The organism is Pseudomonas paralactis, assembly GCF_001439735.1.
Classification (GTDB): domain Bacteria; phylum Pseudomonadota; class Gammaproteobacteria; order Pseudomonadales; family Pseudomonadaceae; genus Aquipseudomonas; species Aquipseudomonas paralactis.
This window is the reverse complement of sequence record NZ_JYLN01000003.1, coordinates 88,466-108,556: the sequence shown is the minus strand read 5'-3', so window position 1 is coordinate 108,556 and position 20,091 is coordinate 88,466. Positions and strand designations below refer to the sequence as shown.

Genomic DNA, 20,091 nt, shown 5'->3' with positions numbered 1-20,091 from the left:
CGGCCCGCCTGTTAAAAGCGCACTCCCGAACAATCCTTGGTCAGGAAGTCGAGGGCGGCTAGTTATTAATAAGTTCTGCGGCAACGGCCGCCAGATCGTCAAAAATCAAGGTGCCTACCGGCAGGTTTTTAGCCTGGGTCTTTTCGCCTTTTCCGGTCTTTACCAAAACTGGCTGAGAGTCGACGGCTTTGGCCGCCTCCAGGTCACCGAGGCTGTCCCCGACGAACCATATCCCAGTCAGGGGCACCTTGTAATGTTCTGCAATGATTTTCAACATGCCAGGCTTGGGCTTGCGGCAATCGCAGCCCTCATCCGGCCCGTGGGGGCAGTAAACCACCAGCCCCACCTCACCGCCCTGTTCGGCCACCAACGTGCGCAAGCGCGCGTGCATGGCGTCCAGGGTGGCGATGTCGTAGTAACCGCGGGCGATGCCGGACTGGTTGGTGGCGATGGCCACTGTCCAGCCGGCTTTGCTCAACTGCGCGATGGCCTCGATCGAGCCGGGCAAGGGGATCCACTCTTGCACCGACTTGATGTAAGCGTCGGAGTCATAGTTGATCACCCCGTCCCGATCGAGAATCAGCAGTTTCAACATGATCAGCCCAGTACGGAAATGTCGGCGATATTGATGAACAAACCACGCAGGCGCGCCAGCATGGCGTAGCGGTTTTTGCGCACGCCGGCATCGTCGGCATTGATCATCACCGCTTCGAAGAACGCATCCACCGGCTCGCGCAACGACGCCAGGCGCGCCAGCGCTTGCGCGTAGTTACGCTCGGCGATCAGTGGCTTCACGGCGCTCTCGGCCTTGGCGATGGCCGAGTTCAGCGAGAACTCCTTGGCGTCGGCAAACAGGCCAGGGTCGACTTCGGCACTGCCGAGGTTATCGGCCTTGCTCAGCAGGTTCGACACGCGCTTGTTCACGGCGGCCAGGGCATCGGCTTCCGGCAGCTTGCGGAACGCTTGCACGGCTTGTACACGCTGGTCGAAGTCCAGTGCTGAACCCGGTTGCAGGGCACGTACCGAGAGGTAGACGGAAACATCCACGCCTTCGTCTTCGTAACGCGCACGCAAGCGGTCGAACACGAACTCCAGCACTTGCTCGGCCAGGCCGGCTTGCTTGACCTTGGTGCCGAACTGGCCGACGGCGAATACCACGGCCTGAGTCAGGTCGAGGTCCAGCTTCTTGTCGATCAGGATCCGCAGCACGCCCAATGCCGCACGGCGCAGGGCATACGGGTCTTTGCTGCCGGTGGGCAACATACCGATACCGAAGATACCCACCAGCGTATCGAGCTTGTCGGCGATGGCCACAGCTGCACCCGTCAGGGTGGTCGGCAGTTCTGCACCGGCACCGCGTGGCATGTACTGCTCGTTCAGGGCCAGGGCGACATCGTCCGGCTCGCCGTCGTTGAGGGCGTAATAGTAACCGGCAACACCTTGCATCTCAGGGAACTCGCCGACCATTTCGGTGGCCAGGTCGCACTTGGACAGCAAGCCGGCACGGGCAGCCCAGGCTGCGTCGCCGCCGATGCGTGGAGCAATGTAGGCTGCCAGCTTGGAAACCCGCACGGCCTTGTCGTAGACACTGCCGAGTTTTTCCTGGAACACCACGTTTTGCAGGCGCAGGTTGAAGTCTTCCAGCTTCTGCTTCTTGTCTTGCTTGAAGAAGAACTCGGCATCGGTCAGCCGCGGGCGAACGACTTTCTCGTTACCGGCGATGATCTGCTGCGGGTCCTTGCTCTCGATGTTGGCCACGGTGATAAAACGCGGCAGCAACTTACCGTCCGCATCCAGCAGGCAGAAGTACTTCTGGTTGTCCTGCATGGTGGTGATCAAGGCTTCTTGCGGCACATCGAGGAAACGCTCTTCGAACGAGCACACCAGCGGCACCGGCCATTCCACCAGGGCGGTCACTTCGTCCAGCAGGCTTGGCGGCACGATGGCGGTGCCTTCCTGCAGGCGGGCCAGCTCTTCGGTGCGCTTGCTGATCAGCTCGCGACGCTCATTGGCATCGGCCAATACGTAAGCGGCACGCAGGTCGTTAAGGTAGTTGGCCGGCGAAGTGATGCGCACGCTTTGCGGATGATGGAAGCGGTGACCACGGGAGTCACGACCGGCCTTCTGGGCGAGGAGGGTGCAATCGATGACCTGGTCACCGAGCAGCATCACCAGCCATTGGGTTGGACGTACGAACTCTTCCTTGCGCGCACCCCAGCGCATGCGCTTGGGAATAGGCAGGTCGTTCAGGGAGTCTTCAACGATGGTCGGCAACAGGCTGGCGGTCGGCTTGCCGGTGATGACCTGGCTGAAACGCAGTTTCGGGCCACTTTGGTCGATCTCGCTCAGCTCTACGCCACACTTCTTGGCAAAGCCAAGGGCGGCCTGGGTAGGGTTGCCGTCGGCATCGAAAGCTGCCTGACGCGGTGGGCCGTCCAGGTTGATGTTGCGGTCCGGCTGCTGGGTTTCCAGCGCGGTCAGCAGCACAGCCAGACGGCGCGGCGCGGCGTAGACTTTTTTGGCTTCAAACTTCAGGCCGGCAGTCTGCAGGCCTTTTTCGATACCGGCCAGGAACGCATCGGCCAGGGTATTGAGTGCCTTGGGTGGCAGCTCTTCGGTGCCCAGTTCAACCAGGAAATCTTGAGCACTCATTGTGCAGCCTCCAGCTTAGCCAACACTTCATCACGCAGGTCCGGGGTGGCCATCGGGAAGCCCAGCTTGGCGCGAGCCAGCAGGTAGGCTTGAGCGACGGAACGCGCCAGAGTGCGTACACGCAGGATGTATTGCTGGCGTGCGGTTACCGAGATGGCACGGCGCGCGTCCAGCAGGTTGAAGGTATGGGACGCCTTCAACACCATTTCATAGCTTGGCAACGGCAGCGGCTGGTCGAGTTCGATCAGGCGCTTGGCTTCGCTTTCATAGAAATCGAACAGTTCGAACAGCTTGTCGACGTTGGCGTGTTCGAAGTTGTAGGTGGACTGCTCCACTTCGTTCTGGTGGAACACATCGCCGTAGGTCACCTTGCCGAACGGGCCGTCAGCCCATACCAGGTCGTAGACCGAGTCCACGCCTTGCAGGTACATGGCCAGGCGCTCCAGACCGTAGGTGATCTCGCCGGTGACCGGGTAGCATTCAATGCCGCCCGCTTGCTGGAAGTAAGTGAACTGCGTCACTTCCATGCCGTTGAGCCAGACTTCCCAGCCCAGGCCCCAGGCGCCCAGGGTTGGCGATTCCCAGTTGTCTTCGACGAAACGGATGTCGTGCACCAATGGGTCCAGACCGACATGTTTCAGCGAGCCCAGGTACAGTTCCTGGAAGTTGTCCGGGTTGGGCTTCAATACCACCTGAAACTGGTAGTAGTGCTGCAGACGGTTCGGGTTTTCGCCGTAGCGGCCGTCAGTCGGGCGACGACTGGGCTGCACATAAGCGGCGTTCCAGGTTTCCGGGCCGATGGCCCGCAGGAATGTAGCGGTGTGGAAAGTGCCGGCGCCTACTTCCATATCGTAGGGCTGAAGTACCACACAACCTTGCTCGGCCCAGTATTGCTGGAGGGCGAGGATCAAGTCTTGGAAGGTACGCACGGCTGGCGTAGGCTGGCTCACGAAATTCACCTGTTACTTGGGCTGCGATTTAAAGAGCGGGAGTATACCCGATTCGGCCCCGCCACCACTCCCTGGAGCCTTATGCCACGCTGCTTTTGGTGTTCTGAAGATCCGCTGTACATGGCTTATCACGATCAAGAGTGGGGAACGCCGCTGCGCGATGCGCAGGGTTTGTTCGAGTTGCTTTTGCTCGAAGGGTTCCAGGCAGGCCTGTCCTGGATCACTGTTTTACGCAAACGCGAGCATTATCGAAAGGTCTTGTTCGGGTTTGATGCGCAGCGCCTGGCCCAGTTGAGCGATGAAGAAATCGAGGCGCTGATGCAGGATCCCGGCATCGTGCGCAATCGCTTGAAGCTCAATGCCACCCGGCGCAACGCCGCGGCCTGGCTGGCGCTGGAAGATCCAGTGGGTTTTTTGTGGTCGTTTGTCGGCGGCAAACCCAAGGTCAATCACTTCAAGGATCGCAGCGACGTCCCGGCGATTACGCCCGAAGCCGAAGCCATGAGTAAAGCCTTGAAAAAGGCCGGCTTCACCTTCGTGGGGCCGACCATCTGCTACGCCTTCATGCAGGCCTCGGGCATGGTCATGGACCACACCCAGGACTGCGACCGTTACGCGGACTTGGTCAACGCCGGTTAGAATGCCGGCTTTGCGCACCACACACGATCAGGAGTGACCTGTGGAAAAGTTTAAAGGCGCCTTGCTGGTAGGCGCTCTTCGGTTGTTTGCCCTGCTGCCCTGGCGCGCCGTACAAGCCGTCGGCACGGGTATCGGCTGGATCATGTGGAAAACCCCCAACCGCTCCCGCGACACCGTGCGGATCAACCTCTCCAAGTGCTTTCCGGAGATGGACCCGGCCGAGCGCGAGCGCCTGGTGGGCCGCAGCCTGATGGACATCGGCAAGTCCCTCACTGAAAGCGCCTGCGCGTGGATCTGGCCGGCGCAGCGCTCCATCGACCTGGTCCGCGAAGTCGAGGGCCTGGAAGTGCTGCACGAGGCCCTGGCCTCCGGCAAAGGCGTGGTGGGCATCACCAGCCACCTGGGCAACTGGGAAGTGTTGAACCACTTCTATTGCAGCCAGTGCAAACCGATCATTTTCTATCGGCCGCCCAAGCTCAAGGCGGTGGACGAACTGCTGCGCAAACAACGCGTGCAGCTGGGCAACCGCGTGGCGGCGTCGACCAAGGAAGGCATTCTCAGCGTGATCAAGGAAGTGCGCAAAGGCGGCCAGGTGGGCATTCCTGCCGACCCGGAACCGGCTGAGTCCGCGGGCATCTTCGTACCGTTTTTCGCCACCCAGGCGCTCACCAGCAAATTCGTGCCCAACATGCTCGCGGGCCACAAGGCCGTGGGTGTGTTCCTGCATGCCCTGCGGCTGCCGGACGGCTCGGGCTACAAGGTGATCCTGGAAGCAGCGCCGGAAGACATGTACAGCACCGACACCGCCACCTCCTGCGCGGCGATGAGCAAAGTGGTGGAGCGCTATGTGGGCGCCTACCCGAGCCAGTACATGTGGAGCATGAAGCGCTTCAAGAAGCGCCCGCCGGGCGAGGCACGGTGGTACTGACTCACACCTGACTCAAGACCGATATAGAAACAATGTGGGAGGGGGCTTGCTCCCGATAGCGGTGGTTCAGTCAAATATGCATTGGCTGACACACTGCCATCGGGAGCAAGCCCCCTCCCACATTTAGTCCTGTATCAAGCCTGGCGGTCGAGTTTTTTCAGGAACACTGCCATCTCTTTTTCGGCCTGCTTGTCGCCGTGGGCCTGGGCCGCTTCAATGCCTTTTTCCCACGCCTGTCGTGCTGAGGCACTGTCACCCTGGGCCTGGTGCGCCTTGCCCAACAACTTCCACGCCGCCGAGTACTTCGGATCGAACTCGACGCATCGCTGCAAATGCTCGGCCGCCTTTGCGTTGTCCTTCAGGTCCAGATAACCCTTGCCCAGGCCGAACCGCAGCAGTGAATTATCCACACCCTTGGCGAGCATTTTTTCCAGGGATTCGAGCATGACTGTGCGTCCTTTAGCTATATAGCGGTTTCGATATCGTCATCGCGGGCAAGCCCGCTCCCACACTTGAACGCGATCACATGTGGGAGCGGGCTTGCCCGCGATGGCGGCGGCAGGCTCACTCAATTTTTTCAGAAAAAACTCAGCCCCACGTGGAACAGCTTCTCCACATCGCGGATATGTTTCTTATCCACAAGGAACAAAATCACGTGGTCTCCGGTGGCGATCACCGTGTCGTCGTGGGCAATGATCACTTCTTCATCGCGAATGATCGCGCCAATGGTGGTACCGGGCGGCAGGCCGATATCGCGGATCGCCTTGCCAATCACTTTGCTGGACTTGGAGTCGCCGTGGGCAATCGCCTCGATGGCCTCCGCCGCACCCCGGCGCAGGGAGTGCACGCTGACAATGTCGCCACGGCGCACGTGGGCAAGCAAGGTGCCAATGGTCGCCAGTTGCGGGCTGATGGCGATGTCGATATCGCCGCCCTGGATCAGGTCCACATAGGCCGGGTTGTTGATGATGGTCATCACCTTCTTCGCCCCCAGCCGCTTGGCCAGCAACGACGACATGATGTTGGCTTCGTCATCGTTGGTCAGGGCCAGGAAGATATCGGCGTCGGCGATGTTCTCTTCCATCAGCAGGTCGCGGTCCGAGGCGCTGCCTTGCAGTACGACAGTGCTGTCGAGGGTGTCGGACAAATGCCGGCACCGCGTCGGGCTCATCTCGATGATCTTCACCTGATAGCGGCTTTCGATGGCTTCGGCCAAACGCTCGCCAATCTGCCCACCGCCGGCGATGACGATGCGTTTGTAGCTTTCGTCGAGCCTGCGCATTTCGCTCATGACCGCGCGAATATTCGCCTTGGCGGCGATGAAAAACACTTCGTCGTCGGCTTCGATCACCGTGTCGCCCTGGGGCAGGATCGGCCGGTCACGCCGGAAAATCGCGGCCACGCGGGTTTCCACGTTGGGCATGTGCTCACGCAGCTGGCGCAGTTGCTGGCCCACCAACGGCCCACCGTAGTACGCCTTTACCGCCACCAGTTGCGCCTTGCCCTCGGCGAAGTCGATCACCTGCAAGGCGCCTGGGATTTCGATCAGGCGCTTGATGTAATGGGTGACCACCTGTTCCGGGCTGATCAATACATCCACCGGGATGGCATCGTTATCGAACAGGCCGGCGCGGGTCAGGTAGGCCGCTTCGCGCACCCGGGCGATCTTGGTCGGGGTGTGAAACAAGGTGTGAGCAACCTGGCACGCGACCATATTGGTCTCGTCACTGTTGGTCACCGCCACAAGCATGTCGGCATCGTCGGCACCCGCCTGACGCAGCACCGTTGGGAACGACGCCCGGCCCTGTACCGTGCGGATGTCCAGGCGGTCGCCGAGGTTGCGCAGGCGTTCGGCATCGGTGTCGACCACGGTGATGTCGTTGGCTTCGCCGGCCAAATGTTCGGCCAGCGTACCTCCGACCTGCCCTGCCCCAAGGATGATGATTTTCATCCGGTCACTCCCTTAAAACCATTCAGCCGCGTGCGGCGGCGATCTTGATCAGTTTGGCGTAGTAGAAGCCATCGTGCCCGCCTTCCTGCGCGAGCAGTTGGCGACCGTGGGGCTGCTTGATGCCGGCGCTGGTGGCGAGGTCCAGTTCGCGCGCGCCGCTGGTGCGGGCGAGGAAAGCCTGGATGACCTCGGTATTTTCGGTGGGCAGCGTGGAGCAGGTGGCGTACAGCAGGATGCCGCCGACTTCCAGGGTTGGCCACAGCGCGTCAAGCAGTTCGCCTTGCAGCACCGCCAGGGCGGCGATGTCGTCGGGCTGGCGGGTCAGCTTGATGTCCGGGTGCCGACGGATCACACCAGTGGCGGAGCACGGAGCGTCCAGCAGGATGCGCTGGAATGGCTTGCCGTCCCACCACGTCGCGGTGTCGCGCCCGTCGGCGGCGATCAGGTCGGCGCTGAGGCCCAGACGTGCAAGGTTTTCCCGCACGCGCACCAGGCGCTTGGCCTCAAGATCCACAGCCACCACACCGGCCAGGTCTTTTTCAACCTCAAGGATGTGACACGTCTTACCGCCTGGCGCGCAGCAGGCGTCGAGTACGCGCTGGCCGGGGGCCAAGTCGAGCAGGTCGGCAGCCAATTGCGCGGCCTCGTCCTGCACGCTGATCCAGCCTTCGGCAAAGCCCGGCAGGCTGCGCACATCGGCGGCGGCTTCCAGCACGATACCGTCCGTGCTGTACACGCACGGGGTGGCGTTGATGGCCGCGTCGGCGAGTAATTGCAGGTATGCATCCCGGCTGTGGTGGCGACGGTTGACCCGCAGGATCATCGGCGGGTGCGCGTTGTTGGCCGCGCAGATAGCCTCCCATTGCTCGGGCCAGAAGGCTTTCAGGGATTTTTGCAGCCAGCGCGGGTGGGCGGTGCGCACCACCGGATCATGTTCCAGCTCGGCCAACAGCGCTTCGCTCTCGCGCTGAGCGCGGCGCAGCACGGCATTGAGCAGGGCCTTGGCCCAGGGCTTTTTCAGCTTGTCGGCGCAACCGACGGTTTCACCGATGGCGGCGTGGGCCGGTACGCGGGTGTAGAGCAACTGGTAGAGACCCACCAGCAACAGCGCCTCGACGTCAGCGTCTGCTGCCTTGAACGGCTTTTGCAGCAGCTTGGCTGCCAGTGCCGACAACCTTGGCTGCCAACGGGCGGTGCCAAAGGCGAGGTCCTGGGTGAAACCGCGATCCCGGTCTTCGACCTTGTCCAATTGCGTGGGCAATGAACTGTTCAGCGAAGCCTTGCCGTTGAGCACGGCGGCGAGAGCCTTGGCGGCGGCCAGACGTGGGTTCATTGAGCGGCCACCCCGAGGATCGTACCCAAGGCAAATTTCTCGCGGCGGCTATTGAACAAATCGCTGAAGTTCAGCGCCTTGCCGCCGGGCAATTGCAGACGTGTCAGGCACAACGCCTGCTCGCCGCAAGCGACCAACAGCCCGTCTTTGCTGGCGCCGATAATCTCGCCGGGGGCGCCCGTGCCATCGGCCAGGGTCGCGGCCAACACTTTCAAGGCTTCGCCGTTAAGGGTGCTGTGGCAGATCGGCCATGGGTTGAAGGCACGTACCAGACGCTCCAGCTCCACGGCCGGGCGGCTCCAGTCGATGCGTGCTTCGTCTTTGTTCAATTTGTGCGCGTAGGTGGCCAGGCTGTCGTCCTGTACCTCGCCTTCCAGTGTGCCTGCTGCCAGGCCGGCGATGGCCTGGATCACCGCAGGCGGGCCCATTTCGGCAAGGCGGTCGTGCAGACTGCCACCGGTGTCTTGCGCGCTGATCGGGGTGGTGACCTTAAGCAGCATCGGGCCGGTGTCCAGGCCCGCCTCCATACGCATCACGGTCACGCCGCTTTCGCTGTCGCCCGCTTCAACGGCGCGCTGGATCGGTGCCGCACCGCGCCAGCGAGGCAACAGCGAGGCATGGCTGTTGATGCAGCCCAGGCGCGGGATATCCAGCACCGCCTGAGGCAGGATCAAACCGTAGGCCACCACCACCAGCAAGTCCGGCTTCAGCGCGGCCAGTTCGGCCTGGGCGTCGCTGTTACGCAGGGTTGGCGGTTGCAGTACAGGGATGTTGTGTTCAAGGGCCAACAGCTTGACCGGGCTCGGCATCAGTTTTTGCCCGCGACCGGCCGGGCGATCCGGCTGGGTGTACACCGCGACGATGTCATAAGGGCTGGCAAGCAGCGCCTTGAGGTGTTCGGCGGCGAATTCAGGGGTGCCGGCAAAAACAATGCGCAATGGCTCGGTCATGGGAGTTCTCGGTTAAAAACAGTCACAAAAGAAAAAGGCTTGCCGCAGCAAGCCTTTGGAAGAAGGGCATCAAGCTTGCTGGCGATGCTTTTTTTCCAGCTTCTTCTTGATCCGGTCCCGCTTGAGCGTGGACAGGTAATCGACAAACAGTTTGCCGTTGAGGTGGTCGCATTCATGCTGGATGCACACCGCCAGCAGGCCTTCGGCAATCAGCTCAAACGGCTTGCCGTCACGGTCCAGGGCCTTGATCTTCACGCGCAGCGGGCGTTCCACGTTCTCGTAGAACTCCGGCACCGACAGGCAGCCTTCCTGGTATTCGCCCATCTCATCGGTCAGCGGTTCGAACTCGGGGTTGATGTACACCCGCGGTTCGCTGCGATCTTCCGACAGGTCCATGACCACGACACGCAAGTGCACGTTGACCTGGGTCGCGGCGAGGCCGATGCCCGGGGCTTCATACATTGTTTCAAACATGTCATCGACCAACTGACGAACCTTGTCGTCCACTACGGCCACCGGCTTGGCGATCGTGCGCAGGCGCGAGTCGGGAAATTCGAGGATGTTCAAAATAGCCATAAGCGTAATTGCTGCACATGTGAGGTAAAGACCAATCGGCGGTGGGATGGACCCACACGGCCGGTGTGAAACGCTCAGAAGCCACGAGGGCCAAGGCATTTCACGCGAACGCACATAATAAAGGAGATTCACCCCATGAGGAAATCGCTACTCGTCTTGCTGCTGTGGGCCCCTGTCGCCATGGCGTTGATTCCCAAGCCCACTGAGCGCCTGGATCACGCGACGCAAAGGGCCATTCAGCACTTTTTACTGCATAACCGGATTGTCGACACGCCCCAGGAGCTGGACAACGCGCCCTACATTGTTGCGGCGCAAGGCGGTCGCGTGCTGGGGGCCAATGGCGAGCGCGTGCATGCCCGCGGTCACCTGGACCCGGCCCAGCCAAGCTACGGGATCTTTCGCCAAGGCAAGGTCTACACCGACCCAGCCACCCAGGAGCTACTGGGCGTCAATGCCGATGAGATCGGTACCGCCCGCTTTGTGCTCGCCGACGACCTCACCACCCTTGCAGTGCAGCGGGTGACTCAGGAAATCCGCCCAGGTGACCGCTTGCTGGGTGCACGACCTCCGGTAAAGCTGAACACCCTGGAATCCGCCAACGCCTCGGCCATCATCACAGGGCACATCATCGATATCCCCAAGGGCGTCACTCAGATTGGCGTGCTGGACGCCGTGACCCTGAACAAGGGCCGCCGCGATGGATTGATCGAAGGCCAGTTACTGACGGTGATCAAGGCAGGCGCCACCGTGCGAGACGTCCTTACCGGCACGCCAACCCAACTCCCGCAAGAACGGGCCGGCACCCTTCTGGTGTTTCGCACCTATGAAAAACTCAGTTACGCCCTGGTGCTCAATGCTTCACGCGCGCTGGCTGTAAAGGATCGTTTCGAGACCCAACAAGAAGCGCAATAAATAGCCTGCTAAATAAGTTACCAACAGAGTTATCCACAGCTTGTTCCGGTCAAGGATGATCAAATGAATCCGATAAACAGTAGCGAAATTTCTCCGGCAGAGCTGGAAGCCCGACTACGCTTGCACAGGCTGCCGGAACTGGGCCCCAAGCGTTTTCACGTATTGATCCAAGCGTTCGGCTGCGCCTCCAAGGCCCTCAGTGCGCCTGCCAGTGCGTGGCGTTCCCTCGGCTTGCCCGCCATCAGCGCCGATGCCCGGCGCAGCCCGCAAATCCGTGATGGCGCCAGTGCGGCATTGGCCTGGTTAGAAGGCCCGGACCAGCATTTGTTGATGTGGGACCAACCTGAGTATCCCGTCTTGCTCGCTCAAATCGACGACGCACCGCCGCTGTTATTCGTTGCGGGCGACCCGGGCATTCTGGAAAAACCTCAGTTGGCCATGGTCGGCAGCCGGCGTGCTTCCCGCCCCGGCATGGACACGGCCGCCGCCTTTTCCCGCAGCCTGGCGAGCGCCGGTTTTGTCATCACCAGTGGTTTGGCGCTGGGCATTGACGGCGCCGCCCACCAGGCAGCATTAGAGGTGGGCGGTCGTACAATCGGGGTGCTTGGCACCGGGCTGGAAAATTTTTATCCACAGCGCCACCGCAAGCTCGCCGCCGCAATGATCGCCCAAGGCAGCGCGGTGGTTTCCGAGTTTCCATTGGACGCTGGGCCCCAGGCCGGTAATTTCCCACGGCGCAATCGAATTATCAGCGGGCTGTCGCTGGGGGTTCTGGTGGTGGAAGCCAGCATGGCCAGCGGTTCGCTGATCACCGCGCGGCTGGCCGCCGAGCAAGGGCGTGAGGTGTATGCGATCCCGGGTTCCATTCACCACCCCGGTGCCAAGGGTTGCCACCAATTGATTCGCGATGGCGCGGTGCTGGTGGAAACCATCGAACACATCCTTGAGGCGCTGCGCGGTTGGCAGGCGTTATCGCGCCCTGCGCCGGTGCCGGTCACCCACCCACTGGTGGCACTGCTGCATGCGGCGCCGCATAGCAGCGAAGCCCTGGCGATTGCCAGTGGTCGGCCGTTATCCCAAGTGCTGGCAACCCTTACGGAGCTGGAGCTCGAAGGCCACGTCATCTGCGAAAGCGGGCGCTGGCTGGCGCGCTGCCAGGTTTAGCAGCTGCCGGTTTTTGGCGGTGGGTTTTGTAACGAAGATCGGTAAACTGCCCAGAGCTTTAGTCCGGAGATTAAATAATGGTCAACAGGTGGCGTGTGCTGCAAGCCGCACGGGAAATTCGCGCAGGCGCGGTGATTGCCTATCCGACCGAGGCGGTCTGGGGCCTGGGCTGCGACCCGTGGAATGAAGAAGCAGTGGATCGGCTATTGGCGATCAAGAACCGCTCGGTGGACAAGGGGCTGATTCTGGTGGCGGATAATATTCGTCAGTTCGACTTCCTGTTTGAAGACTTCCCGGACACCTGGATCGATCGCATGGCCAGCACCTGGCCCGGGCCCAATACCTGGCTGGTGCCTCATCAGGACTTGTTGCCCGAATGGGTTACGGGTATGCATGACACCGTGGCGTTGCGGGTCACCGATCACCCGTTGGTGAGGGATTTGTGCGCCCAGGTCGGGCCGTTGATCTCAACGTCAGCCAACCCACAGGGGCGCCCGGCGGCACGCACGCGCATTCGCGTGGAGCAGTATTTCCGCGGGCAAGTGGACCTGGTATTGGGTGGTGCACTGGGTGGGCGCAAGAACCCGAGCCTGATTCGGGACCTGGTGACGGGTGATGTGGTGCGGCCCTCCTGACACCGAGGTGCGGCCATCGCGGGCAAGCCCGGCTCCCACATTTGATCAGTCACCGCGGTCAAATGTGGGAGCTGGCTTGCCTGCGATGACGCACTCAAGGCAATAGAATGGTTGAGCCAGTCGTGCGTCGCGCCGACAACTCGGTCTGCGCTTTGGCCGCATCCGCCAGCGGGTAACGCTGGTTGATATCAATGCGCACCTTGCCGCTTTTGATCATCGAAAACAGATCGTCCGCCATCGCCTGCAAGTTCGCCGGATTGTTCGCATAGGTCGCCAGCGTCGGCCGGGTCACGTACAACGAACCCTTGGCCGAAAGGATGCCCAGGTTCACGCCATCCACCGCACCCGATGCGTTGCCAAAGCTCACGACCAACCCCCGTGGCGCCACGCTGTCCAGGGAGGTCAGCCAGGTGTCCTTGCCGACGCCGTCGTACACCACAGGCACCTTTTTGCCGTCAGTCAATTCCAGTACGCGTTGTGCGACATCTTCCTTGCTGTAGTCGATGGTTTCCCAGGCGCCGAGGGATTTGGCCAAGGCGGCCTTTTCCGGCGAACTCACCGTGCCGATCAGCTTCACGCCCAGGGCCTTGGCCCATTGGCAGGCCAGGGAGCCCACGCCACCGGCAGCGGCGTGGAACAAAATGGTTTCGCCGCCTTTCAATTCGTAGGTCTGGCGCAGCAGGTATTGCACGGTCAGGCCCTTGAGCATGGCCCCGGCGGCCTGTTCAAAGCTGATGTCATCCGGCAGGTGCACCAGGTTGGCGGCAGGCAACACATGCAACTGGCTATAGGCACCCAGCGGGCCGCTGCCGTAGGCCACGCGGTCGCCGACTTTGAACTGGGTGACTTCACTGCCCACGGCATCGACTACGCCAGCGCCTTCCGCGCCCAGGCCCGACGGCAGAGCAGGCGGTGCGTAGAGGCCACTGCGAAAATAGGTGTCGATGAAGTTCAGGCCGATGGCCTCATTACGCACCCGGACCTGTTGCGGGCCAGGCTGCGCCGGTGTGTAGTCCACATACTCAAGTACTTCGGGGCCGCCATGGGCGCTGAACTGGATACGTTTGGCCATCTGCACTTCTCCTTGGGTTCGAACCTGCGTAGCCCCCTATCGGACTCCTAAGCTTGATCTTCGTCAACTGCGGCGCACCTAAGTGCAGTGGCATGTGGGCGCAGTGGTATCCTGTGCGCCCATTTGCCGCCGACGCCCAATGGCCTCGCGTAGCTTTGCCCGATTCAAGGTGATGCCATGACTACCCGCACCGAGGCCGTTAAAGCCTACCTGCTTGACCTGCAAGATCGCATTTGCAACGCCCTGGAAACCTTCGAGACGGACACGCGTTTTATCGAAGACGCCTGGACCCGGCCTGCCGGCGGTGGCGGTCGCACCCGTGTGATCGAGAACGGTTCGGTGATCGAAAAAGGCGGGGTTAACTTTTCCCACGTATTTGGTAGCGGCTTGCCGCCGTCCGCCAGCGCCCATCGGCCTGAGCTGGCCGGTCGGGGCTTTGAGGCGCTGGGCGTGTCACTGGTGATTCATCCGCATAACCCGCATGTGCCGACTTCCCACGCCAATGTGCGCTTTTTCATCGCTGAAAAAGAAGGCGAAGAACCGGTGTGGTGGTTCGGTGGCGGCTTTGACCTGACCCCGTATTACGGCAATGAAGAAGACTGCGTCCATTGGCACCGTGTGGCCGAGCAAGCCTGTGCGCCCTTTGGCCCAGACGTGTACGCACGCTACAAAGCCTGGTGCGATTCCTACTTCCACATCAAGCATCGCAATGAACCACGCGGCATCGGTGGCCTGTTCTTCGATGACTTGAACGAATGGGGCTTCGACACCTGCTTCGCCTTTATCCGTGCCATCGGCGATGCCTATATCGATGCCTACCTGCCGATTGTGCAACGCCGCAAGGCCATGGCGTATACCGAACAGCAGCGCCAGTTCCAGGAGTTCCGCCGCGGTCGCTACGTTGAGTTCAACCTGGTTTATGACCGTGGCACCTTGTTCGGTTTGCAGTCGGGCGGGCGTACGGAGTCGATCCTGATGTCGCTGCCGCCCCAGGTTCGTTGGAGCTATGACTGGAAGGCCGAGGCCGGTAGCGAAGAGGCGCGTCTCACTGACTATTTCCTGCAAGACCGCGACTGGCTCGGTGTCGCCGCACCCAAGGCGGCGGTGTGATGGACCGTTATGTTGTGTTCGGCAACCCTATCGGCCACAGCAAATCGCCGCTGATCCACCGTATGTTCGCCGAGCAGACCGGCGAACAACTGGACTACAGCACGTTGCTCGCGCCGTTGGAGGATTTCACCCAGTGCGCCCGTGAGTTTTTTCGCCAGGGTCGTGGCCGTGGCGCCAACGTGACGGTACCGTTCAAGGAAGACGCCTATCGTTTGGCCGATACCTTGACCGAACGTGCCCAGCGCGCTGGTGCCGTGAACACCCTGAGCAAACTGGCGGACGGTACGTTGTTGGGTGACAACACCGACGGCGCCGGGCTGGTACGCGACCTGACGGTCAACGCCGGGCTGATCCTGCAAGGCAAACGCATCCTGTTGTTAGGCGCCGGCGGCGCGGTGCGCGGTGCACTTGAGCCGTTGCTGGCGCAGCAACCCTCTTCGTTGATCATCGCCAACCGCACCGTGGAAAAGGCCGAGTTGCTCGCTGAGCTGTTCGACGACCTGGGCCCGGTGTCTGCCAGTGGTTTCGACTGGCTACGTGAGCCGGTGGATGTGATCATCAACGCCACGTCCGCCAGCTTGTCAGGCGATGTGCCACCGATTGCCGGCAGCCTGATCGAGCCGGGCAAGACGTTCTGCTACGACATGATGTACGCCAAGGAACCTACCGCGTTCTGCCGCTGGGCTGCGGAACAGGGTGCTGTGGTGGCGATGGATGGTTTGGGGATGCTGGTGGAGCAGGCGGCGGAAGCCTTCTTCCTGTGGCGCGGTGTGCGCCCTGATTCAGCGCCGGTACTGGCCGAACTACGCCGGCAATTGGCCTGATCCCACACGCTGATGTGGACACAATTAATGTGGGAGCTGGCTTGCCTGCGATAGCAATAGGTCAGTTACCCATGTGCTGGCTGATCCACCCCTATCGCAGGCAAGCCAGCTCCCACAGTTGATCGGGTTTAGTCTTCGAAATGGAGGGGGCAGTTATCCGATCCCTCCAGCTTCATCAATTCCTCGACCACCTGCGGCCTGGCTCGGCGCAACGTCAGGCTACGCCCCAACCCCGCCAATCGCCGCGCCTCTTGATGCAGCATCTCCACCCCGGAGTAGTCGATAAAATTGATCTGCTGCGCCTCGATCACCACCCGCGCACCCTGCAGACTTTGCAGGCGTACTTGCAGGTAATGGCTGGCGCCAAAAAAGATCGAGCCTCCCACGCGTAATACATCCTCGTCCCCGTCGCGCCATTGCTGAACCCGCGGTTGCGAGGTGCGCTTGAGATAGAAAAACAGCGATGCCAGCACCCCGGCATAAATCGCCGTTTGCAGCTCCAGCAGTAAGGTGGCGACACACGTCAGGCCCATCACCACGAATTCGGCGCGGCTGACTCGAAACAGAGCACGAATCCCTCGGTAATCCACCAGGCCCCAGCAAATGAGCAGAATGCTGGCGGCCATGCTCGGGATAGGAATATGCGCGATCAACGCGGCGCCAAACAACGCAAATACCGCCACCCACAGCGCGGAAAACACGCCGGCCAACGGCGAGCGGGCGCCTGCTTCGTAACTGAGGCCTGAGCGGGTAAACGAACCGGCTGACAGGTAGCCGGAGAAAAATCCGCCAACGATGTTGGATAAACCCTGGGCGCGCACTTCCTGGTTGGCGTCGAGCAATTGTTGCGAGCGGGCCGACAGCGAGCGTGCAATCGACAGGCTGGTCACCAACCCCAGCATCCCCACCGCCACCGCGCTGGGCAGCAGGCGCAGCACCAGGTCCAGGTCCATCGGCAGTGGGCTGAACGGCGGCAACTGGCCGATAAACGAACTGACCCGCGCCACATGCCCGAACATCCCCGGCCATACCCACGCCGCCAGGCTACCCAAGACTAAAGCGATCAACAGCGTCGGCCAGCGTGGCACCCGGGACTTGAGCAGTGCGCCCACCAGCAAAGTGCCAAGCCCAAGGATCAGGGACGCGCGATCCCACTCACCGCCATGGTCCACCAGCGCCAGCAGGCTGTTGAGGGCGGTGGCCTGGCTCGGTAAATCCAGCCCCAGCAGGTTCGGCAACTGCCCCAAAGCAATCACCACCGCGGCGCCCAGGGTGAAGCCCAGCACCACCGAATGGGAAACAAAATTCACCAGCGCGCCAAAGCGCAGCAGGCCGAGCAACCACTGGAACACGCCGGCGAGGAAGGTCAGCAACAGGATGAGGGTGATGTAGTCCTGGGAGCCTGGCACGGCCAATGGACTGATGCTGGCGTAAAGCACGATGGAAATCGCCGCTGTTGGCCCGCAGATCAAGTGCCAGGAAGAACCCCACAGGCACGCGATCAATACCGGGATGATCGCGGCATACAGCCCGTACTCCGGTGGGAGCCCGGCGATCAGCGCGTAGGCAATCGACTGCGGCAGGGCGAGCACCGCGCCGCTGAGGCCGACGATCGCATCCCGGCCCACGCTGGCACGGGTTTGGCGCGGGAGCCAACTGAGAAAAGGGAGAAGTGTATGGCGGTTGGGCCGGGGCATCGAAGGCTCGGGTAAAGGGTTTTGGCAAGAGTATCAATGCATGGGTACTTGTGGGAGCTGGCTTGCCTGCGATGCTGGCGCCTCGGTGTGACAGGCATACCGGGGTGATGCTATCGCAGGCAAGCCAGCTCCCACCGGGTCGCCGGCAAGCATCAGAGTTTGGCTTTTACCGCCGGTAACGCCTCCTGGCCATCCACGGTTTTCACGCCGTCCAGCCACTTATCCAGCATCGCCGGATTCGCCTTGATCCAGGCTTTGGCCGCCTCGGCATTGCTGACCTTGTTGTTGCTCACTTGCGCCATGATGCTGTTCTCCATCTCCTGGGTGAAACTCAGGTTGGTCAGCAGCTTGGCGACATTCGGGCAGGCCTGTGCATAACCCTTGCGGGTCAAGGTATACACGCTGCCGGTGGCGCCGAAATACTGTTCGCCGCCCTTGAGGTAATGCATCTTCAACTGCACGTTCATCGGGTGTGGCGTCCAGCCGAGGAAGGTGACAAAGCGCTGTTTCTTCACTGCTCGCGACACTTCGGCAAGCATCGCCTGTTCGCTGGACTCAATCAGCTTCCACTGGCCAAGGTTGAAGTCATTCTTCTTGATGATTTCCTGCAACGAGATATTCGCCGGCGCGCCGGAGCCGATGCCGTAGATCTTCTTGTCGAACTTGTCGGCAAATTTGCTCAGATCGGCAAAATCACGCACCCCAGCGTCCCACACGTAGTCCGGCACGGCGAGGGTGAACTCGGTGCCGTCCAGGTTTTTCGCCAGTTGCACCACATCGCCATTGGCCACGAATTTGTCATAAAACCCTTGTTGCGCCGGCATCCAGTTGCCGAGAAATACATCCACCTGGCCATCCTTGAGCCCGCCAAAGGTGATCGGTACCGCCAGGGTGTCGACTTTGGGTTTGTAGCCCATGCCCGTCAGCAAAAAACCGGTAATGGCATTGGTGGCGGCGATGTCGCTCCAGCCCGGATCGGCCATCTTTACCGTTTCGCAGCGAGCGTCTGCGTACACATTGGCGCTGCCCAGCGCCAACATGCTCAGTACCACGGTCAACTTTTGCATGGCCTTCCCTCTGTCTGTTTATTGGTTTTGGCAGGGTTGTGGATAACGTGCCTTGCGCTCCAGGTCGTCGAGGTCGATATGGTTGCGCATGTACTGCTGACTGGCGTCTACCTGTGGCTGGTGGTCCCAGCTCTTGAGCGTGCCTTGAGTCAGTGCCTCAAACACCAGGCGGCGGCGACGCTGGCTGGCAAGCACTTGCTGATGGATCGCCGGGATGTCCCATTTGGCCCGCGCCTCCTGCAAAAACGCCTCGAACACCGAGCGATGCTCTGCTGACGGGCTAAGGTTTTCTCGCTCGTGCGGGTCGCTGTGCACATCAAACAGTAGGCAAGGGTCGTCTTCGCTGTAGATAAATTTGTAGGCGCCCCGGCGAATCATCATCAACGGGCTGATGGTGCCTTCGGCCATGTATTCGCCAAACACTTCGTCGTGCCCGCCCTGCCCTTGCAAGTGCGGGACCAGAGAGCGACCGTCCAGCGGCAAGTGCGGGTCCAGCTCGCCACCGGCCAATTCGACCAGGGTCGGCAGCAGGTCGGCGGTGGACACGGCCTGAGTGACCCGCCCAGCCGCGAATTGGCCCGGCGCACTGATCAGCAGTGGTACGCGTGCAGCCATTTCAAACCAGTGCATTTTGTACCAGAGGCCGCGTTCGCCGAGCATGTCCCCGTGGTCGCCGGAGAAGATGATCAGGGTGTCATCGGCCAGGCCGGTGTCTTCCAGGGTTTGCAGGAGTTTGCCGACATTGCTGTCGATGTAGCTGCACGCGCCGAAATAGGCGCGGCGGGCATCGCGGATCTTGTCCACAGGCAGCGGTTTATCCCACAAGTCATAGACCTTGAGCAGACGTTGGGAGTGTGGGTCCAGCTCTGCTTGTGCCGGCGTTGCAGGCAAAGGGATATCGGCGTCGTCGTACAGGTCCCAGAACGGCTTGGGGATGGTGTAGGGGTCGTGAGGATGGGTCATCGACACCGTCAGGCAGAACGGTCGGTCGCCGTCCTCGCGGATATGATCGAACAGGTACTGCTGCGCCTTGAACACCACCTCCTCGTCGAAATCCAGCTGGTTGGTGCGCACGCACGGGCCCGCTTGCAGCACCGAAGACATATTGTGATACCAGGTGGGGCGTACGTCGGGCTCATCCCAATTCACCGCCCAGCCATAGTCCGCGGGGTAGATGTCGCTGGTCAGGCGCTCTTCGTAGCCGTGCAATTGGTCGGGGCCGCAGAAGTGCATCTTGCCCGACAACGCGGTGCGGTAGCCGAGACGACGCAGGTAGTGGGCATAGGTCGGCACATCGGCGGGGAAATCGGCAGCGTTGTCGTAGGCACCGATCTTGCTCGGTAACTGGCCGCTGACCAGGGTAAAGCGCGATGGCGCGCACAACGGGCTATTGCAATAGGCGGCGTCGAATACCACGCCTTGTGCGGCGAGGCGGCTGAGGTTGGGCAGCTTGATCGGGGAAGGCCCATAGAACGGCAGCATTGGCGCGGCCATTTGATCGGCCATGATGAAAAGAATGTTCTTGCGCTTCATGGTTTCTCGGCATTCCATAGGCGTTGTTTATGCCAATGAGCATGAAGTCCATGCCAGGCGGGGTAAAGCCCATGACGAGCAATGCCTAGGATAATGAC

The 20,091-nt window shown here is 61.3% G+C and carries 19 protein-coding genes; 7 read left to right on the top strand and 12 right to left on the bottom strand.

Features of this window, described 5'->3' with window-relative positions; all coding sequences use genetic code 11:
• Positions 1-58: 58 nt before the first annotated feature.
• Genes gmhB through glyQ form a run of 3 tightly spaced genes read right to left on the bottom strand, consistent with a single transcriptional unit; the run spans position 59 to position 3,602 of the window.
• A complete protein-coding gene (gene gmhB, locus TX23_RS08690) occupies positions 59-598 on the bottom strand; it encodes a D-glycero-beta-D-manno-heptose 1,7-bisphosphate 7-phosphatase (RefSeq protein WP_209445913.1) in 540 nt (179 codons plus the stop codon).
• The gene (gene glyS, locus TX23_RS08685) at positions 598-2,652 is read right to left on the bottom strand and encodes a glycine--tRNA ligase subunit beta (protein ID WP_057701844.1); all 2,055 of its coding nucleotides are present in this window, start codon (positions 2,650-2,652) and stop codon (positions 598-600) included. Before glyS ends, gmhB begins: the two co-directional genes overlap by 1 nt.
• Positions 2,649-3,602 (bottom strand): glycine--tRNA ligase subunit alpha, encoded by a 954-nt coding sequence (gene glyQ / locus TX23_RS08680; protein ID WP_003187265.1) that lies wholly within the window; start codon positions 3,600-3,602, stop codon positions 2,649-2,651. Before glyQ ends, glyS begins: the two co-directional genes overlap by 4 nt.
• Positions 3,603-3,683: 81 nt before the next feature.
• On the opposite strand from glyQ, the gene TX23_RS08675 reads away from it, so the two are divergent.
• Both TX23_RS08675 and TX23_RS08670 read left to right on the top strand, forming a co-directional pair.
• Complete coding sequence (locus tag TX23_RS08675; protein ID WP_057701843.1) at positions 3,684-4,241, top strand: DNA-3-methyladenine glycosylase I; 558 nt, start codon at positions 3,684-3,686, stop codon at positions 4,239-4,241.
• A gap of 40 nt (positions 4,242-4,281) precedes the next feature.
• Positions 4,282-5,169: a lysophospholipid acyltransferase gene (locus TX23_RS08670; RefSeq protein ID WP_057701842.1), complete on the top strand. Its 888-nt coding sequence runs from the start codon at positions 4,282-4,284 to the stop codon at positions 5,167-5,169.
• Positions 5,170-5,303: 134 nt separating this feature from the next.
• Here the strand turns inward: TX23_RS08670 and TX23_RS08665 are convergent, their stop codons facing one another.
• The 5 genes from TX23_RS08665 to def form a co-directional block, all read right to left on the bottom strand.
• Complete coding sequence (locus tag TX23_RS08665; protein ID WP_034129192.1) at positions 5,304-5,615, bottom strand: tetratricopeptide repeat protein; 312 nt, start codon at positions 5,613-5,615, stop codon at positions 5,304-5,306.
• A gap of 131 nt (positions 5,616-5,746) precedes the next feature.
• Positions 5,747-7,120, bottom strand: coding sequence for a Trk system potassium transporter TrkA (trkA, locus tag TX23_RS08660; RefSeq protein ID WP_014716287.1), 1,374 nt, complete (start codon positions 7,118-7,120; stop codon positions 5,747-5,749).
• Between the two features lie 22 nt (positions 7,121-7,142).
• Positions 7,143-8,453 (bottom strand): 16S rRNA (cytosine(967)-C(5))-methyltransferase RsmB, encoded by a 1,311-nt coding sequence (gene rsmB, locus TX23_RS08655; protein ID WP_057701841.1) that lies wholly within the window; start codon positions 8,451-8,453, stop codon positions 7,143-7,145.
• Positions 8,450-9,403: a methionyl-tRNA formyltransferase gene (gene fmt, locus TX23_RS08650; protein ID WP_057701840.1), complete on the bottom strand. Its 954-nt coding sequence runs from the start codon at positions 9,401-9,403 to the stop codon at positions 8,450-8,452. The genes rsmB and fmt overlap by 4 nt, the downstream gene beginning before the upstream one ends.
• Positions 9,404-9,472: 69 nt before the next feature.
• Positions 9,473-9,979, bottom strand: a complete 507-nt coding sequence (def, locus tag TX23_RS08645; protein ID WP_005783383.1) for a peptide deformylase — start codon at positions 9,977-9,979, stop codon at positions 9,473-9,475.
• A 135-nt stretch (positions 9,980-10,114) separates the two neighbouring features.
• Here def and TX23_RS08640 point away from each other — a divergent pair, with 135 nt between their 5' ends.
• From TX23_RS08640 to TX23_RS08630, 3 genes are all read left to right on the top strand, one after another.
• Positions 10,115-10,891, top strand: coding sequence for a hypothetical protein (locus TX23_RS08640; protein WP_057701839.1), 777 nt, complete (start codon positions 10,115-10,117; stop codon positions 10,889-10,891).
• A gap of 63 nt (positions 10,892-10,954) precedes the next feature.
• The gene (gene dprA, locus TX23_RS08635) at positions 10,955-12,055 is read left to right on the top strand and encodes a DNA-processing protein DprA (protein ID WP_057701838.1); all 1,101 of its coding nucleotides are present in this window, start codon (positions 10,955-10,957) and stop codon (positions 12,053-12,055) included.
• 77 nt (positions 12,056-12,132) lie between these two features.
• A complete protein-coding gene (locus TX23_RS08630; protein ID WP_057701837.1) occupies positions 12,133-12,690 on the top strand; it encodes an L-threonylcarbamoyladenylate synthase in 558 nt (185 codons plus the stop codon).
• A 94-nt stretch (positions 12,691-12,784) separates the two neighbouring features.
• Here TX23_RS08630 and TX23_RS08625 read toward each other — a convergent pair whose 3' ends face one another.
• Complete coding sequence (locus tag TX23_RS08625) at positions 12,785-13,762, bottom strand: quinone oxidoreductase family protein (RefSeq protein ID WP_057701836.1); 978 nt, start codon at positions 13,760-13,762, stop codon at positions 12,785-12,787.
• A 177-nt stretch (positions 13,763-13,939) separates the two neighbouring features.
• Between TX23_RS08625 and hemF the strand changes: the two genes are divergently transcribed.
• Together hemF and aroE are read left to right on the top strand one after the other, a co-directional pair.
• Positions 13,940-14,872, top strand: coding sequence for an oxygen-dependent coproporphyrinogen oxidase (gene hemF / locus TX23_RS08620; protein WP_057701835.1), 933 nt, complete (start codon positions 13,940-13,942; stop codon positions 14,870-14,872).
• Complete coding sequence (aroE, locus tag TX23_RS08615; protein ID WP_057701834.1) at positions 14,872-15,696, top strand: shikimate dehydrogenase; 825 nt, start codon at positions 14,872-14,874, stop codon at positions 15,694-15,696. The genes hemF and aroE overlap by 1 nt, the downstream gene beginning before the upstream one ends.
• 128 nt (positions 15,697-15,824) lie before the next feature.
• Here the strand turns inward: aroE and TX23_RS08610 are convergent, their stop codons facing one another.
• From TX23_RS08610 to betC, 3 genes are all read right to left on the bottom strand, one after another.
• Positions 15,825-17,393, bottom strand: coding sequence for a SulP family inorganic anion transporter (locus TX23_RS08610; RefSeq protein ID WP_057701833.1), 1,569 nt, complete (start codon positions 17,391-17,393; stop codon positions 15,825-15,827).
• 152 nt (positions 17,394-17,545) lie between these two features.
• Complete coding sequence (choX, locus tag TX23_RS08605; protein ID WP_057701832.1) at positions 17,546-18,460, bottom strand: choline ABC transporter substrate-binding protein; 915 nt, start codon at positions 18,458-18,460, stop codon at positions 17,546-17,548.
• 18 nt (positions 18,461-18,478) lie between these two features.
• A complete protein-coding gene (betC, locus tag TX23_RS08600; RefSeq protein WP_057701831.1) occupies positions 18,479-19,993 on the bottom strand; it encodes a choline-sulfatase in 1,515 nt (504 codons plus the stop codon).
• Positions 19,994-20,091 lie beyond the last annotated feature (98 nt).

Bases quoted from the DNA above. Each gene is read 5' to 3' on its own strand.
- glyS (WP_057701844.1), bottom strand. From the start codon at position 2,652: ATGAGTGCTCAAGATTTCCTGGTTGAACTGGGCACCGAAGAGCTGCCA.
- TX23_RS08675 (WP_057701843.1), top strand. From the start codon at position 3,684: ATGCCACGCTGCTTTTGGTGTTCTGAAGATCCGCTGTACATGGCTTAT.
- TX23_RS08665 (WP_034129192.1), bottom strand. From the start codon at position 5,615: ATGCTCGAATCCCTGGAAAAAATGCTCGCCAAGGGTGTGGATAATTCA.
- trkA (WP_014716287.1), bottom strand. From the start codon at position 7,120: ATGAAAATCATCATCCTTGGGGCAGGGCAGGTCGGAGGTACGCTGGCC.
- rsmB (WP_057701841.1), bottom strand. From the start codon at position 8,453: ATGAACCCACGTCTGGCCGCCGCCAAGGCTCTCGCCGCCGTGCTCAAC.
- fmt (WP_057701840.1), bottom strand. From the start codon at position 9,403: ATGACCGAGCCATTGCGCATTGTTTTTGCCGGCACCCCTGAATTCGCC.
- def (WP_005783383.1), bottom strand. From the start codon at position 9,979: ATGGCTATTTTGAACATCCTCGAATTTCCCGACTCGCGCCTGCGCACG.
- TX23_RS08640 (WP_057701839.1), top strand. From the start codon at position 10,115: ATGAGGAAATCGCTACTCGTCTTGCTGCTGTGGGCCCCTGTCGCCATG.
- dprA (WP_057701838.1), top strand. From the start codon at position 10,955: ATGAATCCGATAAACAGTAGCGAAATTTCTCCGGCAGAGCTGGAAGCC.
- TX23_RS08630 (WP_057701837.1), top strand. From the start codon at position 12,133: ATGGTCAACAGGTGGCGTGTGCTGCAAGCCGCACGGGAAATTCGCGCA.
- TX23_RS08625 (WP_057701836.1), bottom strand. From the start codon at position 13,762: ATGGCCAAACGTATCCAGTTCAGCGCCCATGGCGGCCCCGAAGTACTT.
- hemF (WP_057701835.1), top strand. From the start codon at position 13,940: ATGACTACCCGCACCGAGGCCGTTAAAGCCTACCTGCTTGACCTGCAA.
- aroE (WP_057701834.1), top strand. From the start codon at position 14,872: ATGGACCGTTATGTTGTGTTCGGCAACCCTATCGGCCACAGCAAATCG.
- TX23_RS08610 (WP_057701833.1), bottom strand. From the start codon at position 17,393: ATGCCCCGGCCCAACCGCCATACACTTCTCCCTTTTCTCAGTTGGCTC.
- choX (WP_057701832.1), bottom strand. From the start codon at position 18,460: ATGCAAAAGTTGACCGTGGTACTGAGCATGTTGGCGCTGGGCAGCGCC.
- betC (WP_057701831.1), bottom strand. From the start codon at position 19,993: ATGAAGCGCAAGAACATTCTTTTCATCATGGCCGATCAAATGGCCGCG.